The 22,075-nt window shown below is 73.0% G+C and carries 20 protein-coding genes and 1 pseudogene; 15 read left to right on the top strand and 6 right to left on the bottom strand.

Annotation, left to right across the window (positions count from 1 at the left end):
* Positions 1 to 22 precede the first annotated feature (22 nt).
* Complete coding sequence (locus KPL59_RS16240; RefSeq protein WP_226361276.1) at positions 23 to 787, bottom strand: transposase; 765 nt, start codon at positions 785 to 787, stop codon at positions 23 to 25.
* A gap of 129 nt (positions 788 to 916) precedes the next feature.
* Here KPL59_RS16240 and KPL59_RS16235 point away from each other — a divergent pair, with 129 nt between their 5' ends.
* From KPL59_RS16235 to KPL59_RS16195, 10 genes and pseudogenes are all read left to right on the top strand, one after another.
* Positions 917 to 1,915: an amidase gene (locus KPL59_RS16235; protein WP_226361291.1), complete on the top strand. Its 999-nt coding sequence runs from the start codon at positions 917 to 919 to the stop codon at positions 1,913 to 1,915.
* Between the two features lie 77 nt (positions 1,916 to 1,992).
* The gene (locus tag KPL59_RS16230; RefSeq protein WP_226361290.1) at positions 1,993 to 4,104 is read left to right on the top strand and encodes a hydantoinase/oxoprolinase family protein; all 2,112 of its coding nucleotides are present in this window, start codon (positions 1,993 to 1,995) and stop codon (positions 4,102 to 4,104) included.
* The gene (locus KPL59_RS16225; RefSeq protein ID WP_226361289.1) at positions 4,101 to 6,086 is read left to right on the top strand and encodes a hydantoinase B/oxoprolinase family protein; all 1,986 of its coding nucleotides are present in this window, start codon (positions 4,101 to 4,103) and stop codon (positions 6,084 to 6,086) included. The genes KPL59_RS16230 and KPL59_RS16225 overlap by 4 nt, the downstream gene beginning before the upstream one ends.
* Before the next feature lie 7 nt (positions 6,087 to 6,093).
* Positions 6,094 to 6,768 (top strand): SDR family oxidoreductase, encoded by a 675-nt coding sequence (locus KPL59_RS16220; protein WP_226361288.1) that lies wholly within the window; start codon positions 6,094 to 6,096, stop codon positions 6,766 to 6,768.
* A gap of 94 nt (positions 6,769 to 6,862) precedes the next feature.
* The gene (locus KPL59_RS16215; protein ID WP_226361287.1) at positions 6,863 to 7,798 is read left to right on the top strand and encodes a carbamate kinase; all 936 of its coding nucleotides are present in this window, start codon (positions 6,863 to 6,865) and stop codon (positions 7,796 to 7,798) included.
* 25 nt (positions 7,799 to 7,823) lie between these two features.
* Positions 7,824 to 8,318 (top strand): annotated as a pseudogene (locus tag KPL59_RS35765) (ring-opening amidohydrolase); the annotation flags it as partial.
* A 71-nt stretch (positions 8,319 to 8,389) separates the two neighbouring features.
* Complete coding sequence (locus KPL59_RS35760; RefSeq protein ID WP_255677133.1) at positions 8,390 to 9,196, top strand: ring-opening amidohydrolase; 807 nt, start codon at positions 8,390 to 8,392, stop codon at positions 9,194 to 9,196.
* Entirely contained in the window at positions 9,142 to 9,663 is a 522-nt protein-coding gene (locus tag KPL59_RS16205) for a CGNR zinc finger domain-containing protein (RefSeq protein ID WP_020626898.1), read from the top strand. Before KPL59_RS35760 ends, KPL59_RS16205 begins: the two co-directional genes overlap by 55 nt.
* A gap of 201 nt (positions 9,664 to 9,864) precedes the next feature.
* Positions 9,865 to 11,130 (top strand): aspartate kinase, encoded by a 1,266-nt coding sequence (locus KPL59_RS16200; RefSeq protein WP_149663997.1) that lies wholly within the window; start codon positions 9,865 to 9,867, stop codon positions 11,128 to 11,130.
* Between the two features lie 5 nt (positions 11,131 to 11,135).
* Positions 11,136 to 12,209 carry an aspartate-semialdehyde dehydrogenase gene (locus tag KPL59_RS16195; RefSeq protein ID WP_075312495.1) on the top strand — a complete coding sequence of 358 codons (1,074 nt, stop codon included), beginning with the start codon at positions 11,136 to 11,138 and terminating at the stop codon, positions 12,207 to 12,209.
* A gap of 68 nt (positions 12,210 to 12,277) precedes the next feature.
* Here the strand turns inward: KPL59_RS16195 and KPL59_RS16190 are convergent, their stop codons facing one another.
* Positions 12,278 to 13,222 (bottom strand): endonuclease/exonuclease/phosphatase family protein, encoded by a 945-nt coding sequence (locus KPL59_RS16190; protein WP_020623586.1) that lies wholly within the window; start codon positions 13,220 to 13,222, stop codon positions 12,278 to 12,280.
* Positions 13,223 to 13,513: 291 nt separating this feature from the next.
* The gene (locus tag KPL59_RS16185; protein ID WP_226361286.1) at positions 13,514 to 14,707 is read right to left on the bottom strand and encodes an MFS transporter; all 1,194 of its coding nucleotides are present in this window, start codon (positions 14,705 to 14,707) and stop codon (positions 13,514 to 13,516) included.
* A gap of 193 nt (positions 14,708 to 14,900) precedes the next feature.
* Here KPL59_RS16185 and KPL59_RS16180 point away from each other — a divergent pair, with 193 nt between their 5' ends.
* Together KPL59_RS16180 and arsC are read left to right on the top strand one after the other, a co-directional pair.
* Positions 14,901 to 16,358: a catalase gene (locus KPL59_RS16180; protein ID WP_226361285.1), complete on the top strand. Its 1,458-nt coding sequence runs from the start codon at positions 14,901 to 14,903 to the stop codon at positions 16,356 to 16,358.
* Between the two features lie 68 nt (positions 16,359 to 16,426).
* Complete coding sequence (arsC, locus tag KPL59_RS16175) at positions 16,427 to 16,780, top strand: arsenate reductase (glutaredoxin) (protein ID WP_226361284.1); 354 nt, start codon at positions 16,427 to 16,429, stop codon at positions 16,778 to 16,780.
* A gap of 1 nt (position 16,781) precedes the next feature.
* Here arsC and KPL59_RS16170 read toward each other — a convergent pair whose 3' ends face one another.
* Positions 16,782 to 18,620, bottom strand: coding sequence for a prolyl oligopeptidase family serine peptidase (locus KPL59_RS16170; protein WP_226361283.1), 1,839 nt, complete (start codon positions 18,618 to 18,620; stop codon positions 16,782 to 16,784).
* 75 nt (positions 18,621 to 18,695) lie between these two features.
* On the opposite strand from KPL59_RS16170, the gene KPL59_RS16165 reads away from it, so the two are divergent.
* On the top strand, positions 18,696 to 19,106 hold the full coding sequence (locus KPL59_RS16165; RefSeq protein WP_020623580.1) for a hypothetical protein: 411 nt from the start codon (positions 18,696 to 18,698) through the stop codon (positions 19,104 to 19,106).
* 12 nt (positions 19,107 to 19,118) lie between these two features.
* Here the strand turns inward: KPL59_RS16165 and KPL59_RS16160 are convergent, their stop codons facing one another.
* The gene (locus KPL59_RS16160) at positions 19,119 to 19,709 is read right to left on the bottom strand and encodes a TetR/AcrR family transcriptional regulator (protein WP_226361282.1); all 591 of its coding nucleotides are present in this window, start codon (positions 19,707 to 19,709) and stop codon (positions 19,119 to 19,121) included.
* Positions 19,710 to 19,868: 159 nt separating this feature from the next.
* Here KPL59_RS16160 and KPL59_RS16155 point away from each other — a divergent pair, with 159 nt between their 5' ends.
* Complete coding sequence (locus tag KPL59_RS16155) at positions 19,869 to 21,035, top strand: LLM class flavin-dependent oxidoreductase (RefSeq protein ID WP_226353105.1); 1,167 nt, start codon at positions 19,869 to 19,871, stop codon at positions 21,033 to 21,035.
* A gap of 18 nt (positions 21,036 to 21,053) precedes the next feature.
* Here KPL59_RS16155 and KPL59_RS16150 read toward each other — a convergent pair whose 3' ends face one another.
* On the bottom strand, positions 21,054 to 21,485 hold the full coding sequence (locus KPL59_RS16150; RefSeq protein WP_226353104.1) for a DUF1707 domain-containing protein: 432 nt from the start codon (positions 21,483 to 21,485) through the stop codon (positions 21,054 to 21,056).
* A gap of 48 nt (positions 21,486 to 21,533) precedes the next feature.
* On the opposite strand from KPL59_RS16150, the gene KPL59_RS16145 reads away from it, so the two are divergent.
* Positions 21,534 to 22,034 carry a class I SAM-dependent methyltransferase gene (locus KPL59_RS16145; RefSeq protein ID WP_063718637.1) on the top strand — a complete coding sequence of 167 codons (501 nt, stop codon included), beginning with the start codon at positions 21,534 to 21,536 and terminating at the stop codon, positions 22,032 to 22,034.
* Positions 22,035 to 22,075: the final 41 nt, after the last annotated feature.

Raw genomic sequence — 22,075 nt, 5'->3', positions numbered from 1 at the left:
CTTGAGGCTTATTCAGGCTCCGTCAGGTAAGTGTGTAGAAGATGAGTCCGATGACTGCCGAGATTGTCGTTTTAAATGTGGCGTAGGGCCGCCGGTAGTCTGTGTGGAGAACTTTCCACGTTTTGATATGGGCGATGACTCGTTCGATGGTGGCGCGTGTGTGGTTGAGGCTCTTGTTGAATGTTTTTTGCCAGTCGAGAAGTTCCCGGCCGGGTGGTTTTTTGAACGGGGTGAGCATGCCGCGCCCGATGTATCCTTTATCGCCGATCGGGGGGGATGTGGCGAGGTGGTCGAGGGCGCCGGATTGGTCGAGGCAATATAGGTCGTGTCGGGAGCCTGGGGTCGGGTCGGAGATCCACGACAGCTGCCCTTCCAGGGTGGCTGCGACCTGGACGACGACGCCGGTGGTGCGATGCTTGCCCGACCACAGACCCGGCACCGCGGCCCATGACCAGCAGGGCAGCAAGGTTCCATCGATGATGTACTGCCGATCGGCACGAAGCTCCTCTGCCGTCGGAACGACACTCCGCAGCGCCTGTGCCAGCAACGGTGTCACCCCCGTGATCGCTCGACTAACCGTCGACTGCGACACCCCATAGGTTTCCGCCAACTCCCACTGCACACGATTCCCGCGCAGATACGCCAACGTGATCACCACCGACCAGAACAACCCCAGAACCGGCGGCCAAGACAAACATGCCTCCGTCGCGTCCCGCTGATCCTGCTCATACACTATAGCGACAAGATCCTGAATTTCATCACGCCGGAAACCAGTGGTATAGTACATACTGCGGCAGCCCGTTCATCTCGGATTGATTCGGCAAACCAATATTCGCGATGGACGGGCTGTCGCCCAACCCGACACGCCGGGCTAGATCGTTATTTCACGGGGCCTGAATAAGCCTCCTTCAACCGGGTGTTCGGCACCACGCTCAACCCGCACGACCCGACCCGGTCCGCCGGCGGGTCCTCGGGCGGGGCGGCGTGCGCGCTGGCGACCGGGATGGTGCCGCTGGCCGAGGGCTCGGACATGGGCGGCTCGCTGCGCAACCCGGCGTCGTTCTGCGGGGTCGTCGGACTGCGGCCGTCCTGGGGGCGGGTGCCGGAGTGGCCGTCGGCGAACATGTGGGAGCCCACCTCGACCGGTGGGCCGATGGCCCGCACCGTCGACGACCTGGCGCTGCTGCTGTCGGTGCTGGCCGGGCCGGACCCGCGGGCGCCGCATGCGCTCGGCGACCCCGGCGCGGCCTTCGGGGCACCGGTCGTCCCGGCGTCGCTCGCCGGGCTGCGGGTGGGGTTGTCCGCAGACCTGGACGGGGCTTTCGCCGTCGACCGGAGCGTCCGGGCGGTCGTCGAGGCGGCCGGGGTGGCGCTGGCCGGGGCCGGCGCGGCGGTGACCGGCTCGATCCCGGACCTCACGGGCGCCGACGAGTGCTTCCGCACCCTGCGTGCGTGGCACTTCCAGGCCCGGTTCGGTCTGCAGCTGGCCGTGCACCCGACCGAGTTCAAGTCCTCGCTGGCAGCGAACATCCGGGCGGGGGAGTCGCTGACCGGCGCGGACGTCGCCGTCGCGTTCCAGCGGCGCACCACGCTGGCGCACCGGATGCGGGAGTACTTCGCCGACCACGACGTGCTGGTGCTGCCGGTGTCGCAGGTCCCGCCGTTCCCTGCCGACCGGGAGTTCCCGGACACCGTCGACGGGATGCCGATGGACTCCTACCTGGACTGGATGCGTTCGGCCTACCTGATCACCGTGACCGGCTGCCCCGCCGTCTCGGTGCCGTTCGGGACCACCCCCGACGGGCTCCCGGTGGGTGTCCAGATCGTGGCCCGCCACGGCGCCGACCGGTACCTCCTGGAGGTCGCGGCCGCGGTCGAGGCACTGGCGAAGAGTGCCACTCGAACGGCGCTTTGACGGCAGAAGTCGCCATGTCCCACCGCTCGGTCGGTGAGTTCAATCGACACTACCGACCCCAGGCAGGAAGGACCCCGATGAGCCGGCGCATCCGGATCGGCATCGACACCGGTGGCACGTTCACCGACGTCGTCGCCTTCGACGAAGGGTCGGGCGAGCTCGTCACGACCAAGACGCCCTCCACCCCGGCCAACCCGGCGGACGGCTTCCTCGCCGGCATCGACAAGGTCCTGGAGCTGCTGGGTGCGGGCCAGAGGAGCGCAGGCGGAACGAGCATCAGAACAGCCGCCGACATCGAGGCCGTCAGCCACGGCACGACCGTCGCCACCAACCTCCTGCTCGAGGGGAAGGTCGGCCGGCTCGGTTTCGTGACCACCGCCGGCTACGAGGCCATGCTGGAGATCGCCCGCCAGTCGGTGCCGGACGGCTACGGCAACTCCTACTTCTGGGTCAAGCCGAACCGGATCGTGCCCCGCGACCTGGTCCGCGGGGTGGAGGGCCGGCTCGACTTCACCGGCGCCGAGGTCCGCCCGTTCGACGAGGCCGGGGCCCGCGCGACCGCCCGCTGGTTCCGCGACCACGGCGTCGACACCCTGGGCGTCTGCTTCCTGCACGCCTACGCCGACCCCACCCACGAGCAGCGGATGCGGGAGGTCCTCGCCGAGGAGCACCCGGCCGCCGTCGTGTCGCTGTCCAGCGAGGTCCTGCGCGAGTACCGCGAGTTCGAGCGGGCCACGACGGTCCTCGTCGACGCCGCGGTGAAGCCGCGGCTGTCGGCCTACGTCGCCAACATCACCGAGCGGCTCACCGAGTACGACGGCCGCGCGATCCCGTTCTACGTCATGAAGTCCAACGGCGGCGTCCTGTCCGCCGACGAGGTCGTCCACCAGCCGATCACGACCGTTCTGTCCGGGCCCGCCGCCGGGGCGCTCGGCGCCGCGTTGATCGCGCAGGAGGCCGGCTACGACAAGGTCCTCACCTCCGACGGCGGCGGCACCTCCACCGACGTCAGCGTCGTCATCGGGGGCGAGCCGACGCTCACCACCGAGGGCACGGTCGGGCGGTTCCCGTCCAAGATCCCGATGATCGACGTCGTGACCGTCGGCGCCGGCGGTGGCTCGATCGCCTGGATCTCCCCGGAGGGCACCCTCAAGGTCGGCCCGCACTCGGCCGGCGCCGACCCCGGTCCGCTCTGCTACGGCAGGGGCGGCACCGAGGTGACCGTCACCGACGCGCACGTCGTCCTCGGCCGCATCCCCCCGCACCTGCTCGGCGGGGAGATCCCGCTCGACGTCGCCGCCGCCCGCGCTGGCGTCGAGCGCCTCGCCAAGGAGCTCGACCTGACCCCGGAGGCCTGCGCCGCCGGCGTCCTGGAGATCTCCGCCTGGAACCAGGCCAACGCGCTGCGCCAGGTCACCGTCAAGCGCGGCCTCGACGTGCGCGACTTCGCCCTCACCACCTTCGGAGGGTCCGGCTCCCTGCTGCTGTGCCGGCTCGTCGACGTGCTCGGCGTCCCGACCGTCCTGGTCCCGCCGAACCCCGGCAACGTGTCCGCGTTCGGCCTGCTCACCGTGGACGTGAAGAACGACTACGTGCAGACCCACGTCGCGCTGGCCGACGGGCTCGACCCGGCCGAGGTCTCCCGCGTCGTCGACGACCTCACCGCGCAGGCCGCGGCCGCGCTGGACCGGGAGGGGTTCCCGGCCGCGCAGCACGCCTTCGTCCGCACCGCCGACCTGCGCTACTTCGGGCAGGCCTTCGAGGTGCGCGTCCCGGTGCCGGACGGACCCGTCACCCCGGACACCCTGGCCGCGGTCGCCGACGCCTTCCACGCCGCGCACCGGGCCCTCTACGGCTACGACTTCGCGGGCGACCCCGGCCAGCAGGTCGAGTGGGTCAACCTCCGCGTCTCGGGCATCGGCCCGATCCGCCGCCCGGAGATCGCCACCCACGACCTCGTCGCCGACCCGGTCGTCGCCGCGGCGGGCCGGCGCCCGGTCTGCTTCGACGCCGCGCAGGGCTACCTCGACACCCCGGTGTACCGGCGGACCGACCTCGTCCCCGGCGCGGTCGTCGACGGCCCGGCCATCGTCGAGGAGTTCGGCTCCACCGTCCCGCTGCACCCGGGCTTCACCGCCCGCGTCGACAGCCGCCTGAACATCATCGTGACCCGGAGGGCCGCCCAGTGACCCCAGCGACCCCAGCGACGACGGCGGCGACCGAGCGCCCGGCCGACACCGGCTCGCGTCGCGCCCCCACGGCGTTCCCCTTCGGCCCGCTCACCGACGACGCCGGCGCGAGCGCCGACCCGGTCCTCGTCGAGATCGTGCAGGGCTCGCTGACCAGCGTGGAGTCCGAGGTCGAGACGGCCATCGCCCGCACCAGCCGCAGCCCGATGATCCGCGACGCGCACGACTTCCGGGCCGGCATCCACGACCGGAGGCTGCGCAAGCTCACCGGCCGCTCCTACTCCGCGCTCGTGCACCCGATCGCCCGGGAGTTCCCGCTGGACCAGATGCGCGAGGGCGACGTCTACTTCCACAACGACGTCTACCGCTCCGAGGGCGGCATCGGTCACCTGCCCGACCTGTGCGTCACCGTCCCGGTGTTCGCGGGTCCCGCGGAGGACCGGCGGGTGGTCGCGTTCGTGCAGGCCTTCGGCCACCACGACGACATCGGCGGGGCGGTCCCCGGCTCGATGCCCTCGAACGCCACGAGTGTGTTCGAGGAGGGACTGATGGTCCCGCCGATCCGGCTGTGGGACGCGGGCGTCCCGAACCGGGCCGCCCTGGCGATCATGACGCGCAACTCCCGGATGCCCGACTCGCTCGCCGCCGACCTCGACGCCGAGTGCTCGGCCTGCCTGATGGGTGCCCGTCGCCTCGGCGAGCTCTTCGACCGCTACGGGATCGACACCGTCGAGTCCTGCTTCGACGCGATCATCTCCCGCACCACGGAGACCTACCGCCGCGAGATCCTCGGCCGGATCCCGGTGGGGACCTGGACCTGGGAGGACTACGCCGAGCACGACGGCGTCGACGAGCCCCGCCTGCACGCCCAGCGGATCACGCTCACCCGCACCGGCCCCGACGACCCCGACGGCGAGCGGCTGATCCTGGACTTCGCCGGCACCTCCCCGCAGGCCAAGGGGCCGATCAACCACTGCGGCGACTACTCCGACGGCGTCTTCCTCAAGAAGTGGCTCGCGCCGATCCTGCGCAACCTCGCCGACTCCCCGGAGCGGATGGCCGAGCTCGACGTCAACGAGGGGGTCGTCCCGCTCATCGAGATGCGGTTCCCGCCGCCCGGGACGCTGCTGACCCCGGTGTTCCCGGCGCCGACCAACGCGCGCACCTTCGTCATCCTGCGGCTGCTCGGAGTGCTCGCCGGTGTCGTCGCCAAGGCCGTCGACGGCCGGATGCCCGCCGACCAGGAGACGATCCGCTACACCGGCGTCTACGGCGAGGACATCGAGGGCCGCCCCTACCTCATGCGCGAGGTGCTGGGCGGTGGCTCCGGCGGCCGCTACTACGCCGACGGCGAGGACACCATCCACGTCGTCCCCGACTCGCGGAACCTGCCCACCGAGTTCACCGAGGCCCGCTTCCCGTTCCGGGTCGAGTCGCTGTCGCTGGCCACCGACTCCGGCGGCGCCGGGGAGTTCCGTGGTGGCCTCGGCTACGAGAAGCACGTCCGGATGCTCAAGGACGCGCACTTCATGTCGATCGCGGACCGGTCGATCCTGGCCTGCTGGGGGGTCCGCGGCGGGAAGGCGGGGCGGCCCTTCGAGGTCGTGATCGACCCGGGCGGGCCGCGCGAGCGGGTGGTCGACGCGCTGGCCGACGCCGAGCCGGTCCGGGCCGGTGAGGTGATCCGGATCCGCACCACCGGGGGCGGCGGCTGGGGCGACCCGCTGCGCCGCGACCCGGCGGCCGTCGTGCGGGACGTGCTGTGGCGCAAGGTGTCCGCCGCGGCGGCGCTGGCCGACTACGGCGTCGTCCTGACCGGGGACCTCGACGACGGCACCCTCGGCTTCGACGCGGGCGCCACCACGGCCGAGCGCGCGGGTCGCGCCGCGTGGTCCCGCGACGACGACCCGTTCTTCGACCGCGGCCCCGGCTACGCGACCCTGGCCGGCGGGGCCGCGCACGCCGACGTCGACCGGCTCTGAGGCCGCCGTGCGGGTCGTGATCTGCGGGGGCCACGGCAAGACCGGGCGGGCGGTGGCGGCCGCGCTGCGGGCGCGGGGCGCCACCGCCGTCCCGCTGGGGCGCGCGGACGACGTCGCCGGAGCCGCGGCCGGCGCCGACGCCGCCTACCTGATCGCCCCGAACCTGCACCCGGACGAGCCGGCGCTGGTCGCGGGCTGGCTCGACGGGCTCCGCACCGCGGGGGTCGGCCGGGTCGGCTACCACTCGGTGGCCGCGCCGTACGCCCCGGACATGCCGCACCACCTGGGCAAGGCCAGGGCCGAGGACGTCGTCCGCCGGTCCGGGCTGCGCTGGACGATCCTGCAGCCCGCCGCCTACCTGCAGAACCTGGACCTGACCGGGCCGGTCCGGGTGCCCTACGACGTGCACGCCGTCTTCGGGTTCGCCGACCTCGACGAGGTCGGGGCGGCCGCCGCGACCGTCCTGACCGAACCCGGCCACGAGGGCGCCACCTACGAGCTCGCGACGCGCACCGCGACCGTCGCCGAGCTGGCGGCGGAGGCGGGAACGACCGCCGAGCGGGTCCCCGGGCCGTCCGGCCTCGGCCCGGTCCTCGACGCGATGTTCGCCTACTACGACCGGTACGGCCTGCCCGTGGGCACCCGCCCGCTCGCCCATCTCCTCGGGAAGGAGCACCCATGATCGTCGGTGACCCCTGCCAGCGAGCAGGCCCGGTCTCCGCCGCCGGTGACACGGCGAGCGGCACGGCGGCCACCCCGCTCCCGGCGGTGTCGTCGTGAGGGTCCTGCTGGCACTGGGCGGCAACGCGATGACCGCCGCCGACGGCAGCGCGCGGCCGGAGGACCAGATCGCCGCGGCGCGCGTCGCCGCCGGGGCGGTGGCCGGGCTGCTGGCCCGCGACCACGACGTCGTCATCACCCACGGCAACGGCCCGCAGGTCGGGAACCTGCTGGTCAAGAACGAGCTGGCGGCCGCCGTCGTCCCACCGGTCGGGCTGGACTGGTGCGGTGCGCAGACCCAGGGGACGCTCGGCTTCGTCCTCACCACGGCGCTCGACGCGGCGCTGACGGCGGCCGGGGTCGACCGGCGCACCGCCGCCGTGGTGACCCGCACCCGGGTCGCGGCCGACGACCCGGGCCTGCTCCGGCCGTCGAAGCCGGTCGGGCGCCACCTCCCGGCCGCCGAGGCCGCCGTGCTGGTCGCACACGGCCAGACCTGGCAGGACCGTGGCGAGCGGGGATGGCGCCGGATGGTCGCCTCGCCCGAGCCGCTCGAGATCGTCGACGGCCCGGCGATCCGGGCCCTGGTCGACGCCGGGTTCGTCGTCGTCGGCAACGGCGGCGGCGGGATCCCGGTCGTGCGGCTGCCCGGCGGCGAGCTGGCCGGCGTCGAGGCCGTCATCGACAAGGACCTCGGTGCCGCGCTGTTCGCCCGCACGGTCGGCGCGGACGTGCTCGTCATCGGCACCGACGTGCCGCACGCCATGCTGCACTTCGGGACCCCGGCCGCCGAGCCGCTCGGCACGATCGGTGTCGAGAAGCTGCGTGCCCACGCCGCCGACGGTCACTTCGCCGGCGGCTCGATGGGCCCCAAAGTCGACGCGGCCTGCCGCTTCGTCGAGAACGGCGGCACCCGCGCCGTCATCACCGACCTCGCCCACATCACCGAGGCCGTCACCGGCGACGCCGGAACCGTCGTCGTCCCGTCCTGAGACCGCTGGAGAAGGAGAGTCCGTCATGCCCGACGCCATCGAGGTGCGCAAGGTCCCGATCCACTCCGTGGCCGACGCGAGCGAGCTCGCGTCGCTGATCGACGACGGGGTCCTGCACGCCGACCGGGTCGTCGCGATCATCGGCAAGACCGAGGGGAACGGCGGGGTCAACGACTACACCCGCATCATCGCCGACCGTGCCTTCCGCGAGGTGCTGGTCGAGAAGGGCGCCCCGGCCGAGCAGGTCCGGGAGGTCCCGATCGTCTGGTCCGGCGGCACCGACGGCGTGATCAGCCCGCACGCGACGATCTTCGCGACCGTCCCGCCGGAGGACGTCGTGCCCTCCGACGAGCCCCGCCTGACCGTCGGGTTCGCGATGAGCGAGCAGCTGGCACCGGAGGACATCGGCCGCACGCCGATGATCACCAAGGTGGCCGACGCGGTGCAGGCCGCGATGAAGAAGGCCGGCATCACCGACCCCGCCGACGTGCACTACGTCCAGACCAAGACCCCGCTGCTGACCATCCACACCATCCGTGACGCCAAGTCCCGCGGGAAGACCGTGTGGGGACCGAGCACACCCACGAGTCGATGGACCTGTCCAACGGCTGCACCGCGCTCGGCGTCGCCGTGGCGCTCGGCGAGATCGAGATGCCGTCCGACGCCGACGTCATGCACGACCGCGGGCTCTACTCGGCGGTGGCGTCCTGCTCGTCGGGCGTCGAGCTGGACCGGGCCCAGGTCGTCGTGGTCGGGAACGCGACCGGGGTCGGCGGCCGCTACCGGATCGGGCACTCGGTGATGACCGATGCCCTCGACGCCGACGGCATCTGGAAGGCGATCCGTGACGCGGGCCTGGACCTGCCGGAGCGGCCGCACACCTCGGCCCTGGACGGTCGCCTGGTCAACGTGTTCCTCAAGTGCGAGGCGTCGCAGGACGGCACGGTCCGCGGCCGGCGCAACGCCATGCTCGACGACTCCGACGTGCACTGGCACCGCCAGATCAAGGCCTGCGTCGGCGGGGTCACCGCCGCCGTCACCGGCGACCCCGCGGTGTTCGTGTCCGTGTCCGCGGCCCACCAGGGCCCCGAGGGGGCGGGCCGGTCGCCGCCATCGTCGACCTGGGGTGAGCGCGCCCCGGACCGCTGCTCACCGGAGCGCGCGGTCCCGCCCGGCACTGGCCGCCACGGTGGCGGTGCCGGGCGCGGCGAGCCGGATGCGCCAGGCCCCGCACCGGCAGCGTTGGTAGCTCACCACTCCGTCGGAGGTGCGGTGCCGGGACGCGGTGCGCCATTCGTGGTCCAGGGGTGTGCTCACGACGACCACGCTGCTGTAATGGTTCAGTGCACATCAACCCTTACGGCCAGGATCCGGTCCTGCTCGCGGCCGACCTGGTGAACGTGCCGCCGTCGTCGACCGGGGAGCTGGTGGAGCGTTGCCTCGCCGCCGGGGTGTCCCGCGACTGGGAGCCGGTCGGGTCCGACCTGCCCGCCGTGCGGGACTTCCTGCGCCGATGGGAGGAGGTCGTCGACGCCGGACCCGGCGCGGAGCGGGCACGGCTGCTCAACGCCCTGCTCGCCGAGTCGACCGGGCCGCCGCGGCTCACCGACCACGACGGGCACTGGCACCTGCACCACCGCGACGACGGCCTGGGCCTGGCCGGTGTGTTGCGTGCCCTGCTCGCGACCGGCACCGCCACCCACCTGGCGACCCGGGGGATGGACCGGCTCGGCCGGTGCGCCGCGCAGGGCTGCACCCGCGTCTACGCCGATGTCTCCCGCAACGGCAGGCAGCGCTACTGCAGCGCACGCTGCGGCAACACCGACGCGGTCCGTCGGCACCGCCGTCGTACGACGGTCGGGTGAGGGGCGGCTCATACCCGAGCGCCGGTCCGTGGGCGAGCCCGTGTGGTCTGGGTCATCGGTGACCGTCCAGATCCTGAAAACGGGCGGTGCTCGCCGGTACTGTTCCGTTCCGACCAGCGCCGCCGATGCGTCACCTGCGCATCACGGCGGTCGAAGTGTGCACCCGACGGCTCCCACGCGGAGTCAGGATTGGAGGTCGGCGTGGCCCTCGTCGTGCAGAAGTACGGCGGTTCGTCGGTCGAGAACGCGGAGCGCATCAAGAAGGTCGCCGAGCGCATCGTCCGCACCCGCAAGGAGGGCCACGATGTCGTCGTCGTCGTGTCCGCCATGGGTGACACCACCGACGAGCTGACCGATCTCGCCGAGCAGATCTCCCCGAAGCCGCCGCTGCGGGAGATGGACATGCTGCTCACCGCGGGGGAGCGCATCTCGAACGCGCTCGTCGCGATGGCGATCCACTCCCTCGGCGCCGAGGCCCGGTCGTTCACCGGCTCGCAGGCGGGGATGCTCACCACGTCCAAGCACGGTGACGCCCGCATCACCGAGGTGAACCCGTGGCGCCTGCGCGAGGCCCTCGACGAGGGGCACATCGTGCTCGTCGCCGGCTTCCAGGGCATGAGCGCGGACTCCCGCGACATCACCACGCTGGGCCGCGGCGGGTCGGACACCACCGCCGTCGCGCTGGCCGCCGCGCTGAACGCCGACGTCTGCGAGATCTACTCCGACGTCGACGGCGTCTACACCGCCGACCCGCGGATCGTCTCGAAGGCCAGCCTGCTCGAGACGGTCACCTACGAGGAGATGCTCGAGCTGGCCGCGTCCGGCGCGAAGGTGCTGCACCTGCGCGCCGTCGAGTACGCCCGCCGCTACGGCGTCCCGCTGCGGGTGCGCAGTTCCTACAACGACAAGCCGGGCACCCTGGTCTCCGGCTCGATCGAGGAGATCCCGTTGGAGAATCCGATCATCACCGGCGTCGCCCACGACCGGTCCGAGGGCAAGATCACCGTCACCGGCGTGCCGGACACCCCCGGGATGGCGGCGAAGATCTTCCGCACGGTCGCCGACGCGGAGATCAACATCGACATGGTGCTGCAGAACATCTCCAACGTGTCGGACAAGAAGACCGACATCACCTTCTCGTTGCCCCGCACCGACGGTGACACCGCCGTCGCGGCGCTGGAGCGCGCGAAGGCCGAGATCGGGTTCGCCGAGCTGATCTACGACAACGACATCGGCAAGGTCTCCCTGGTCGGCGCCGGCATGCGCAACCACCCCGGCGTCACCGCCAAGTTCTGCGAGGCGCTCTCCGACGCCGGGATCAACATCGAGACCATGAACACCTCGGAGATCCGGATCTCGGTGATCTGCCGCTCCGACCAGCTCGACGACGCGGTGCAGGCGCTGCACGTGGCGTTCGAGCTCGGCGCCGAGGACGACGCGGTGGTCGCCGCCGGAACGGGCCGGTGAGCGGGATGGCCATGGACAAGCCCGTTCTGGCGCTCGTCGGCGCGACCGGTGCCGTCGGCACCACCATGATCGAGATCATCGACGCGCGCGAGTCGGTGCCGTGGGGCGAGATCCGGCTGATCGCGTCCGCGCGCAGCGCCGGCAAGGTGCTGACGGTCCGCGGCCAGGACATCACCGTCCTGGAGCTCGCGCCCGAGGTCTTCGACGGCGTCGACATCGCGATGTTCGACGTGCCGGACGAGGTCTCCGCCGAGTGGGCGCCGATCGCCGCCTCCCGCGGCGCGATCGCCGTCGACAACTCCGGTGCGTTCCGGATGGATCCCGAGGTCCCGCTCGTGGTGCCCGAGGTCAACCCGGAGAAGGTGACCGAGCGCCCCAAGGGCATCATCGCCAACCCGAACTGCACGACGCTGTCGATGATGGCGGCGATGGGTGCGCTGCACCGCGAGTTCGGTCTCGAGGCGCTGGTGGTGTCGTCGTACCAGGCGGCGTCGGGCGCCGGTCAGCCCGGCATCGACCAGCTGCAGGCCGAGATCTCCGCGCTGGCGGGCAAGGACGCCGGCAAGGTCTCCGGCGACGTCGCCGCGGTGCTCACCGAGGCCGGGATCCCGGTCGGGGACGGCTCGCCGTTCCCCGCCCCGCTGGCGCTCAACGTCGTGCCGTGGGCGGGCTCGCTCAAGGAGGACGGCTGGTCGTCGGAGGAGCTGAAGGTCCGCAACGAGTCCCGCAAGATCCTCGGGATCCCGGAGCTCAAGGTCTCCGCGACCTGCGTACGCGTCCCGGTCGTCACCACGCACGCGCTGGCGATCCACGCGACCTTCTCCTCGGAGGTCTCGGTGGACGCGGCCCGCAAGGTGCTCGGCGCGCAGCCGACCATCGTGGTGAAGGACGACCCGGCCGCCGGTGAGTGGCCGACCCCGGCCGACGCCGTCGGCGGGGACCCGACCGTGGTGGGCCGGATCCGGCAGTCGCTGGACTTCCCGAACACCCTGGAGCTGTTCGTGTGCGGGGACAACCTGCGCAAGGGCGCCGCGCTGAACACCTACGAGGTGGCGGAGACGGTCGCCGCGGCCGGCTGACCCCTCCCTTCCACGACGACGGCCGCCGTCCCGGACATCCGGGGCGGCGGCCGTCGGTCGTGGAGGGTCTACGGCAGGCGCAGCGTCGAGACGATCGCGCGGTGGTCGGTGCCCGGCACCAGGTGCGTCGAGAAGGACTCCGCGCTGATCCCGCCGGTGTAGACGATGTGGTCGATCTGCGGTCCCAGCCACGCCGGTGCCCAGGTCGGCCAGGTCCCGGCCAGCCCGTTGCCGGTCTGCGACCCGGCGTCGCCACAGCCCTGGATGGCGTCGCGGAACACCGAGTGGTCGAGGCTGGCGTTGAAGTCCCCGGCCACGATCGCCGGGCTCGTCCCGGAGCACCACTTGGCGACGGTCTCCAGGTCCGAGCGCCACTGCCCGACCGAGCGCGGCACCGGGGCGACGGAGTGGAACGCGACGAAGCGCAGGTCCCCCAGGCCGCCGCCGGTGATCTCGATGTAGTCGAAGCGGACGTCCTTGCCGACCCGGGTGCGGACGTCGCCGAGCCGGTCCGACCAGGCGACGGTGTTGCCGGTGACGTCGCGGTCCCAGCGGTCGACGCTCGACGCGGTCCGGTAGCCCAGCGGCTCCAGCAGCGGGGCGATCTCGCTCTCGTAGCGCCCGCCCGCCTCCGGGATCGAGACGACGTCGGGGTTCTGCTCGGCGACGAGCGCGGCGAGGGACCGTGCGTCGGCGTTGCCCTCGTAGACGTTGAGCGCCAGCACCTTCAGCGGGGTCCCGCCGGCGGGGGCGGGGCTCGCCACGGTGCGGGGGAGCACCATCGCGGCGCCGACCAGCGCCACCAGCGCGAGGACGACCGGCACCGGCCAGAACCGGCGGGCGGCCAGGGTGATCAACAACCCGACCACGACCAGCACGCCGAGCGCGGCGACCATCAGCGGCCGGAACGCGATGACCTGCGCGAACGGCGAGTGGGCGTCGAGGCCGACGAGGTCGGGCAGCGTCGCGAGCGCGGCCGCGGCGCCGAGGAGCAGCGCGAACCCCCAGCGCACCCGACCTCCCCGGCGACGGGGCCGCCCACTCGGGATGGGCTGGGTCTCGGAGTCGGGGTGGGGCGGTGCGCTCACTCGGTCCAGTCTGCCCGAGTGGCACACCCGTCCGCCGCGCCCGGGCGGTGCGCTGCGCCGATCGTCTGTGGACGCTCTCAGTGTCCGACTTGCGCGACCGCTCGTCGACCATTCGGCGGCAGCGGGATCACCGAGATGCAGCCCAGCGGGCCTGGAAGATCCACGATTCCCGCTGAGGTGCATCTCGGTGACGCCGACGGCGTGCGGCCCGGCCGGTCAGGCCCGGGCGCGCAGCAGCGGCGCCGCCACCGCGGCGGCGACGACCGCGACCGACCCGCACACCAGCATCGCCGCGCCGGGGGACGCGGTGTCGACCAGCAGCCCCGCGAGCGGGGTCGCGATCGCGATCCCGAGCGTCGTCGCGGAACCCTGCAGCCCGGTGACCAGGCCGCGCACCCGGTCCGGGGCGAGATCGCCGATCGCGGCACTGCCCGCCGCGAGCGTCGACGCGGTCGCCAGGCCCGCCGGAATCAGCAGGAACAGCAGGCTCCACCACGACCAGGCCAGCGCTGCCGGGAGCGTCGCCAGACCGAGGGCGGCGAGCAGCAGCGGCAGCGGCAGACTGCGGCGGGCACTGCCGTAGAGGAACCCGCCCACCAGCGACGCCAGGCACCACACCACGTTGACCAGCGCGATCGCCCACGCCTGCCCGGCGGAGGTGAGGGCGGCGATGAACGCGAACTCGGTGCCCATGATCGCGATCACCGCGGCGGTCACCGTCAGCAGCGCGCCGACCAGCGGCCGGGTCAGCCAGCTGCGCAGCAGTGGGCGGGGGCCGGAGCGGGCGGCCTCGTCGCCGTCGGCGCGGACCGGAGGGTCGAGCCGCCACAGCGCGATCCCGGCCAGGACGAACCCGGCGCCGATCACGCGCATCGTCGTCGCCGAGCCCAGCCACACCGTCAGCAGCGATCCGACGGCGGGCCCGGCCATGTAGGAGATCTCGACGGTCATCGAGTCCAGCGCGAACGCGGGGCGTCGCCGTCCGGGCGGGACGGCGGCCGCGATGACCTGCCGGACCAGGGAGAACACCGGGAGGGTCAGGACGCCGGCGACGAAGGCCGCGCCGAGCAGACCGGCGTAGCCGAGCAGCGGCGCGACCGACCAGAACAGCAGGCCCGCGGTCATCGTGAGGGCCAGGACCGGGCGCAGCCCGTGGCGGTCGACCACCGTCCCGAGCAGTGGGGCGCCGATCGCCATCCCGGTCGGGACCGCGGCGGCGACGAGACCGGCGGCGCCGAAGCCGTGGCCCAGGGTGGTGACGGTGTGCAGGGTCAGGGTGACGCCGACGGCCGTCGCGGGGATGCGGGCGGCCATGCCGATCGCGGTGATCGCGCCGACCCCGGGCAGGCGCAGCACGTCGGCGAACGCGCCGAGGCCGGTACGCGGTGCGGTGGCGGCGGTGTCGGGCACGACCCCATCCTGACCCGCGCCCCGGCGTCGTCGCGAACCGGTTCCGGGTTTCGACCTGGGCCGCACGGGAAGTCAGTGGGTACCGAACACCGCCGACCGCGACGCGGCCGCGCAGCCGCGGGAGCGTCTCGGTCGCACCGGCGGGGCCATCACCCGCCCGCCCCACCCACCACGCGTACGAGGAGGCTCGGCCGTGACCACGTCGCACCAGCCCAAGCCCACCACCACGGACTCCGGCAGCCCGGTCGCCAGCGACGAGCACTCGCTGACCATCGGCCCCGACGGCCCGCTCCTGCTCAACGACCACTACCTGATCGAGCAGATGGCGAACTTCAACCGGGAGCGCATCCCGGAGCGTCAGCCCCACGCCAAGGGCGGCGGAGCCTTCGCGAAGTTCGAGACCACCGAGGACGTCTCGCAGTACACCAAGGCCGCGTTCCTGCAGCCCGGCGTCGAGTCCCGGGGGATCATCCGGTTCTCCACCGTCGCGGGTGAGCGCGGCAGCCCCGACACCTGGCGTGACCCGCGCGGGTTCTCGCTCAAGCTGTGGACCACCGAGGGCAACTGGGACATGGTCGGCAACAACACGCCGGTCTTCTTCGTCCGCGACCCGATGAAGTTCCAGCACTTCATCCGCAGCCAGAAGCGGCGCGTGGCGAACAACCTGCGCGACCACGACATGCAGTGGGACTTCTGGACGCTGTCGCCGGAGTCGGCGCACCAGGTCACCTGGCTGATGGGCGACCGGGGCATCCCGAAGTCCTGGCGGCAGATGAACGGCTACTCCAGCCACGCCTACAGCTGGATCAACGACGCCGGCGAGATGGTCTGGGTGAAGTACCACTTCAAGTCCGACCAGGGCGTGGAGTGCCTGACCCAGGACGAGGCCGACACCCTCGCGGGCTCGGACCCCGACTACCACCAGGCCGACCTCTACAACGAGATCGAGGCGGGCAACCACCCGTCGTGGACGTTGTACGTGCAGGTCATGCCGTTCGCCGACGCGAAGACCTACCGGTACAACCCGTTCGACCTGACCAAGGTGTGGCCGCACAGCGACTACCCGCTGATCAAGGTCGGGAAGCTGACGCTGGACCAGAACGTCGAGGACTACCACGCCGAGATCGAGCAGGCCGCGTTCGAGCCGAACAACCTGGTGCCGGGCACCGGGCTGTCGCCGGACAAGATGCTGCTCGCCCGCGGGTTCTCCTACGCCGACGCCCACCGCGCCCGCCTCGGGGTCAACTACAAGCAGATCCCGGTCAACGCGCCGCGCAGCGAGGTGAACAACTACCAGAAGGACGGCGCGATGCGGATCACGAACACCCGTGACCCGATCTACGCGCCGAACTCCTACGGCGGCCCGGCGGCCGACCCGAAGCGGGTCTCCGAGGCCCTCTGGTACGCCGACGGCGACATGGTCCGCAGCGCGTACACGCTGCGCGAGTCCGACGACGACTGGGGCCAGGCCGGGATCATGGTCCGCGAGGTCTTCGACGACGCCGCCCGCGAACGGTTCGTCGGCAACGTCGCCGGGCACCTGCTCGACGGCGTGACCGAGCCGGTCCTGCAGCGTGCCTTCGAGTACTGGCGCAACGTCGACAAGAACATCGGCGACCGGATCGAGCAGGCCGTCCGCAACGGCGGCTGACCGCTCCGCGCACCGACCGACGGCCCCGGGGACACCCCCGGGGCCGTCGTGCGTCCTAGGCTCGGGCCGTGGAGATCTGGCACAACCCGCGCTGCTCGAAGAGCCGCGCCGCCCTCGCGTTGCTGACCGAGCACGGTGCCGAGCCGACGGTGCGCCGCTACCTCGACGACCCACCGACCCGCGCCGAGCTCGAACGGGCGCTGGCCGCGCTGGGCACCGAGGACCCGCTCGCGATCACCCGCACCGGCGAGCCGGCGTTCCGCGAGCAGGGTCTCGCCGGGGCCGACCGCGACACCCTGCTCGACGCGCTGGCCGCCGAGCCGAAGCTGATCGAGCGGCCCGTGGTGATCGACGGCGACCGGGCCGTCGTGGGCAGGCCGCCGGAGAACGTGCTGGGCCTGCTCGGCGACGCGCCCCGGTGAGTCAGCCCAGGGCGCGGCGCACGAAGTCGACCTCGGTCGCGATCAGGTCCAGCTGGTCGGACACCACCAGCGAGCCGTGTCCGGCGTCGAACCGGCTGACCTCGTAGGGCACGTCCCCGCGCGCGGCCAGCGCGTCCAGGTAGTTGTCGATCTGGCGGATCGGGCAGCGCGGGTCGTTCTCCCCGGCCAGCACCAGGACCGGCACCCGGACCTCGTCGACGTAGGTCAGCGGCGAGGCCTCCCGGTAGAGGTCGGGCAGCTCGTCGGGGGAGCCGCCGAACAACGCCCGGTCGAACGCGCGCAGCTGCTCCATCTCGTCGGCGTAGGCGGCGACGTAGCCGGCCACCGGCACCCCGGCGACGGCCGCGGCCCACCGCTGCGGCTGCGTGCCCGCCGCGAGCAGCGACAGGTATCCGCCCCAGGACCAGCCGTCGACGACGCAGCGGGCCGGGTCGACGGTGCCGTCGGCGACCAGCGCGTCCTGCACCGCGGCGACGTCGGCCAGCTCGGTCAGCCCGGGGCGGCCCTCGATCGCGTCGCGCCACGCCGAGCCGTAGCCGGTGGAGCCGCGGTAGTTGACCTCGACGACGGTGAACCCGGCCTCGACCCAGGTGGCCCGGCCGGCGTCGAAACGGTCCTCGTCGGCGGCGTGCGGGCCGCCGTGCAGCACGAACACCGCGGGCGCCGGGCCGTCGTCGGTGCGCGGCGCCTCGGCGACGAGGCTGTGCACGGCGCCGCCGGGGCCCTCGGTCCACACGTCGCGCACGGCGACCGAGCCGGGCGGGCGCTCCCCGGGCGGGGCGACCAGGACGTCGTCGGTGCCGTCCGGGCGCAGCGCCCGGATCTGCGACGGGGTGGCCGCCGACGACGCGGAGTACTCCACGGTGCCGTCGTCGCGGACCTCGGCGGACCCGACGCAGCCGGGCGCGGTCGGAAGCTCGGTCAGCTCGCCGGAGGCCAGGGCGTAGCGGAACAGCCGGGTCCTGGCGGCGTGGGTGTGCGCGACGAGCAGTGCCGAGGCGTCCGGGACGAAGCCGCCGACGAGCTCGCCGGGCAGGTCGATCGCGAGCTCGGTGACCTCGCCGGTGGTCGGGTCCCAGACCAGCAGCTCGTCGCGGCCGCGGCGTTCGTGGCCGACCAGCAGCCGCTGGTCCCCGGCGACGGGGGAGAACTCCAGCGCGGCGAGGCCGCGGCCGGGCCCGTCGTGCAGCTCGGCGACGGTGTCACCGGTGGCGACGTCGAGCACCCGCAGCGAGGGGTGGCGGGAGTCGCCGTGCTCGGAGTGGGAGATGGCGAGCAGCGTCTCGTCCTCCGACAGCGCGCCGACGCCGGCGTCCTCGGTGTGCCGGTAGATCTCGCGCGCGTCGGTGCCGGAGCCGCGCTCGTGCACCGACAGGACGGTGCCGTCGTCGGTGGACACCCCGACCGCGGTGACGCGGCGGCCGATCTCCAGGCCCGCCGGGTAGCCGTCGCCGACACCGGGGACGGCGGGCACGGTGTCGGCGCCGGGGCCGGAGGTCCACGGCTGGGCGACCCAGTGGCCGAACTCGTCGCCGTCGGTGTCGGCGAACCACCAGATCTGTCCGCCGTCCGGCGGCAGCACGGCCGAGGTGGTGCCGTTGCGCCGGTCGGTGACCTGGCGGTGCTCCCCGGAGTCGCGGTCCCACGCGTGGATCTCGAAGGTGCCGGTCGCGTTGGAGACGTAGACCAAGCGGGCCGGCGCGTCGCGGGCCCATCCGGGGCGCGACATGCGGACCGCGGTGAACCGGGACCGCCAGCGCTGCTCGCGCTCGTCGTCGAAGAGCGTCGGGGGAACGGGGGCGATCGGGTGCTGGCTCACGACCCGATCGTGCCGAATGCCACGAACGGGTGCACCGGGCGGGGTCGGCGGCCGCGCATCCGGCAGCATGGAGGCATGCGGAGACCGGCCCGGCTGCTGCTCGCCGGGATGCTCGTGCTCCCCCTGGCCGCCGCGGGCTGCGGTGCCGTCGGACCGACGACGGGCACCGTCGCGGCCGGGCCGACCGTCACCGCGTCCGCCGACTCTCACGGCCTGACCCCGGTCCGCTTCGACCACTGGGAGGCACGGCCGGTGACCGCGGTCCCGACCGTGCGGGTGAGACGGGGTACGACGGTGGTGCTCACCGTCGGCAGCGACGTCGCGCGCCGGGTGCTGGTCCCGGAGCAGGGCCGCGCCGTCGACGTCAGCGCCGGGGGCACCGTCACCCTGCGCTTCCTCGCGCTGGGGACGTTCACCGTGCGGGTGGCCGAGCCCGGTGCGGTCCGTGGCGGGACGATCATCGGCCGGGTCGAGCCCTGGCACTGACCCGCCGGGGGATCAGGCGAAGGCGTCGGCCCGGTCGGCGATGGCGCGCAGCCCCTCGGCGATGTCCACACCGGACGGCGCGGTGTCGGGGTCGACCATCCACTGGACCATGAGCCCGGTGAGCAGCGCCTGGTAGACGGAGCCGAGCACGTGCACGCGGCGGTCCGCGGCGGCCGGGTCGTCGGGCAGCGTGTGGAAGGTGAGGGCCAGGCCCTCGCGGATCTCCCACTGGGCCTCGGCGAGCTTCGCGCGCAGCTCGGGCAGCCGCTCGGCATGGGCGAGCGCCTCGACGTGGGTGGCCCACAGACGTCGCTGGGTGGAGAACAGGCCGACCACCCGGCTCCAGGTCTCCTCGACCCGTCGCTGCGGGTCGGTGGGCCCGCCGGCGGGCTCGGCGAGCGCCCGGTCGAGCTCCTCTCCCCAGGCCGTCGTCGCCCGCAGCAGGGCCTCGGTGAGCAGGGCGTCCTTGGAGCCGAAGTGGTACCCGATGGAGGCCAGGTTCGTCCCGGACGCGGCCACTACGTCCCGTGCGGTCGTGCGGCCGAACCCCTTCTCGTAGAGGCACTGCGCGGCCCCGTCCAGAAGCTCCTCGCGGTGTCCCATGATCGCGGAACCTATCGGGTCGTCACGGACGTCCGTACACCGGCCGTTCACCCGGTCTGCCACCCTCGTGCAACGCTTGCGTGACGCCCGTCAGGGCAGGTAAGGACTGTCGTGACGGCGTCCTCGACGGAGTGGGCGCCGGAGCGACGAGGAGTCACCGTGAGCAGACTGCGATTCGGCACCTTCCTGGCCCCGTTCCACCAGCCCGGGCAGAACCCCACACTCGCGTTGCAGCGCGATCTCGAGCTGGTGGAGCACCTCGACCGGCTCGGCTACGACGAGGCCTGGATCGGGGAGCACCACTCCGCGGGCTCGGAGATCATCGCGTCCCCCGAGATCTTCATCGCGGCCGCCGCGGAGCGGACCCGGCACATCCGGCTGGGCACCGGCGTCACCTCGATCGCCTACCACAACCCGCTCTGGGTGGCCGACCGCATGGTGCTGCTCGACCACCTCACCCGCGGGCGGGCGATGCTCGGCTGCGGCCCCGGCTCGCTGCCGACCGACTCGGCCATGATCGGCCTGAACCCCACCGACACGCGCGAGCTGCTCGAGGTGAACCTCGACATCATCATGCGGCTGCTGCGTGGGGAGACCGTCACCGCCCGGACCCGCACCCACACCCTCGTCGACGCCCAGCTGCAGCTGGCGCCCTACTCCGACCCGTGCTTCGACATCACGGTCGCCGCGGTGGCCTCGCCGACCGGGCCGCGGATGGCCGGGCAGCACGGGGTCGGACTGCTGTCGATCGGCGCCACCCTCACCCAGGACGGCTTCGACGCGCTCGCCCACCACTGGGGTGTCGTCGAGGAGCGCGCCGCCCACCACGGGCAGCCGACACCGGACCGCGGCAAGTGGCGGCTGGTCGGGCTGATGCACGTCGCCGAGACCCGGGAGCAGGCCTACCGCGAGGTCGAGTACGGCATCGAGCACTGGTTCCGGTACTTCCAGAAGGTCGCGGCGTTCCCGCAGATGGCGGTGGCGGGCGGTGACGTCAAGGAGATGATCGACTTCATCAACGACGCCGGGATCGGCGCGATCGGCACCGTCGAGGACGCGAAGGCCCAGGTGCGCAAGCTCGTCGACCAGTCAGGAGGGTTCGGCGCGTTCCTGCTGCTCGGCCACGAGTGGGCCGACCCGACCGCGACGAAGCGCTCCTACGAGCTGATCGCCCAGCACGTCATGCCCGAGTTCCAGGGGCAGGCCGCGGGCACTCTGGCCGCGAAGGACCGGGCCAGCTCCACGCGGGAGAAGCACGCACAGAGCCAGCTCGACGCCGTCGACACCATGACCAAGCGCTACGAGCAGGAGCGGTCGGGCGGCTGAGCCGTCCCGGCGCGGCGGTCAGGCGCCGCTGCGCCGGGGACGGCCCGCACCGGCCACCCACAGGGTCAGCAGCACCGCCCCGGTCGGCGCCGAGAAGATCAGGAACCACAAGGGGCTGAGGTCGGTGAGCAGCGCCAGCACCGTGGTCCCGGCCGCGGCCGCGGCGGTGATGCACAGCCAGATGATCGACAGGACCTTCATGGCGATGCCGCCGGGGCTCGCGGCGAACACCAGGCCGTCGCGACGGCCGGGGTTCCGCTCGGCGGGCAGGTCCCGGGTCACCCGGCCCAGGTCGCCCCGGGTGCGCATCCGCCAGACCTCGGTCAGGCGCTCGTCGTACTCGGCGAGGTCGAGGTAGCCCTCGGCGTGGGCGGCACGCAGCCGGTCGGCGACGGCCTGGCGTTCGGCGTCGGAGATACGGATCTGCTCGGGTCCCACCACCTCGTCCACCTCCTCGATGATGCCCGTCCGCGCCCGGTCCGTGCCAGCATGACCGCTGTGGCGGCGAGAGTGGTCCCGGCTCGGGCGCGGTTCGCGGCCGCCGTCGTCGGCGCGCGGCCCGGCACCCGGGTGCTGGAGGTGGGCTGCGGACCGGGCGCGGTGGCGTCGTTGGTCTGCCCCGCGCTCGACCCGGGCGCGGGTGGCGCGATGGTCGCGGTGGACCGCTCGGCCGTCGCCGTCGCGCGGACCGCCGAGCGCTGCGCGGCGTTCGTCGACGACGGCGTCCTCACCGTCGTGCGGTCCGATCTGGCCGGGCTGCGGCTCGCGGCCGATTCCGTGGACGTCGCGTTCACGCTGAACGTCAACCTGTTCTGGACCCGCGACCCCGGCCCCGAGCTGGCGGTGCTGCGTGGGGTGCTCGCACCGGGCGGGGTGCTGCACGTGCTCTACGAAGGCGCCCCACCGGCCGCGGTCACCGCTGGGCTGGAGCGGCACGGCTGGGAGGTGTCCGTCGTGTCGGGTGCGGGCGGGGCGGGCGTCTCGGCGCGGCCGGGCTGACAGGCGGGTGCCCGGCGGGACCTCGTCACCGCCGGGCACCG

Origin of the sequence: Pseudonocardia sp. ICBG1142 (assembly GCF_020496255.1) — a bacterium.
In the GTDB taxonomy this organism is placed as follows: Bacteria; Actinomycetota; Actinomycetes; order Mycobacteriales; family Pseudonocardiaceae; genus Pseudonocardia.
This window is presented reverse-complemented; position numbering and strand designations above follow the sequence as displayed.

Excerpts from the sequence above, each read along its gene's own strand:
- KPL59_RS16165 (WP_020623580.1), top strand. The coding sequence starts at position 18,696 with ATGCGGAGACCGGCCCGGCTGCTGCTCGCCGGGATGCTCGTGCTCCCC.
- KPL59_RS16240 (WP_226361276.1), bottom strand. The coding sequence starts at position 787 with ATGTACTATACCACTGGTTTCCGGCGTGATGAAATTCAGGATCTTGTC.
- KPL59_RS16230 (WP_226361290.1), top strand. The coding sequence starts at position 1,993 with ATGAGCCGGCGCATCCGGATCGGCATCGACACCGGTGGCACGTTCACC.
- KPL59_RS16160 (WP_226361282.1), bottom strand. The coding sequence starts at position 19,709 with ATGGGACACCGCGAGGAGCTTCTGGACGGGGCCGCGCAGTGCCTCTAC.
- KPL59_RS35760 (WP_255677133.1), top strand. The coding sequence starts at position 8,390 with ATGGACCTGTCCAACGGCTGCACCGCGCTCGGCGTCGCCGTGGCGCTC.
- KPL59_RS16195 (WP_075312495.1), top strand. The coding sequence starts at position 11,136 with ATGGCCATGGACAAGCCCGTTCTGGCGCTCGTCGGCGCGACCGGTGCC.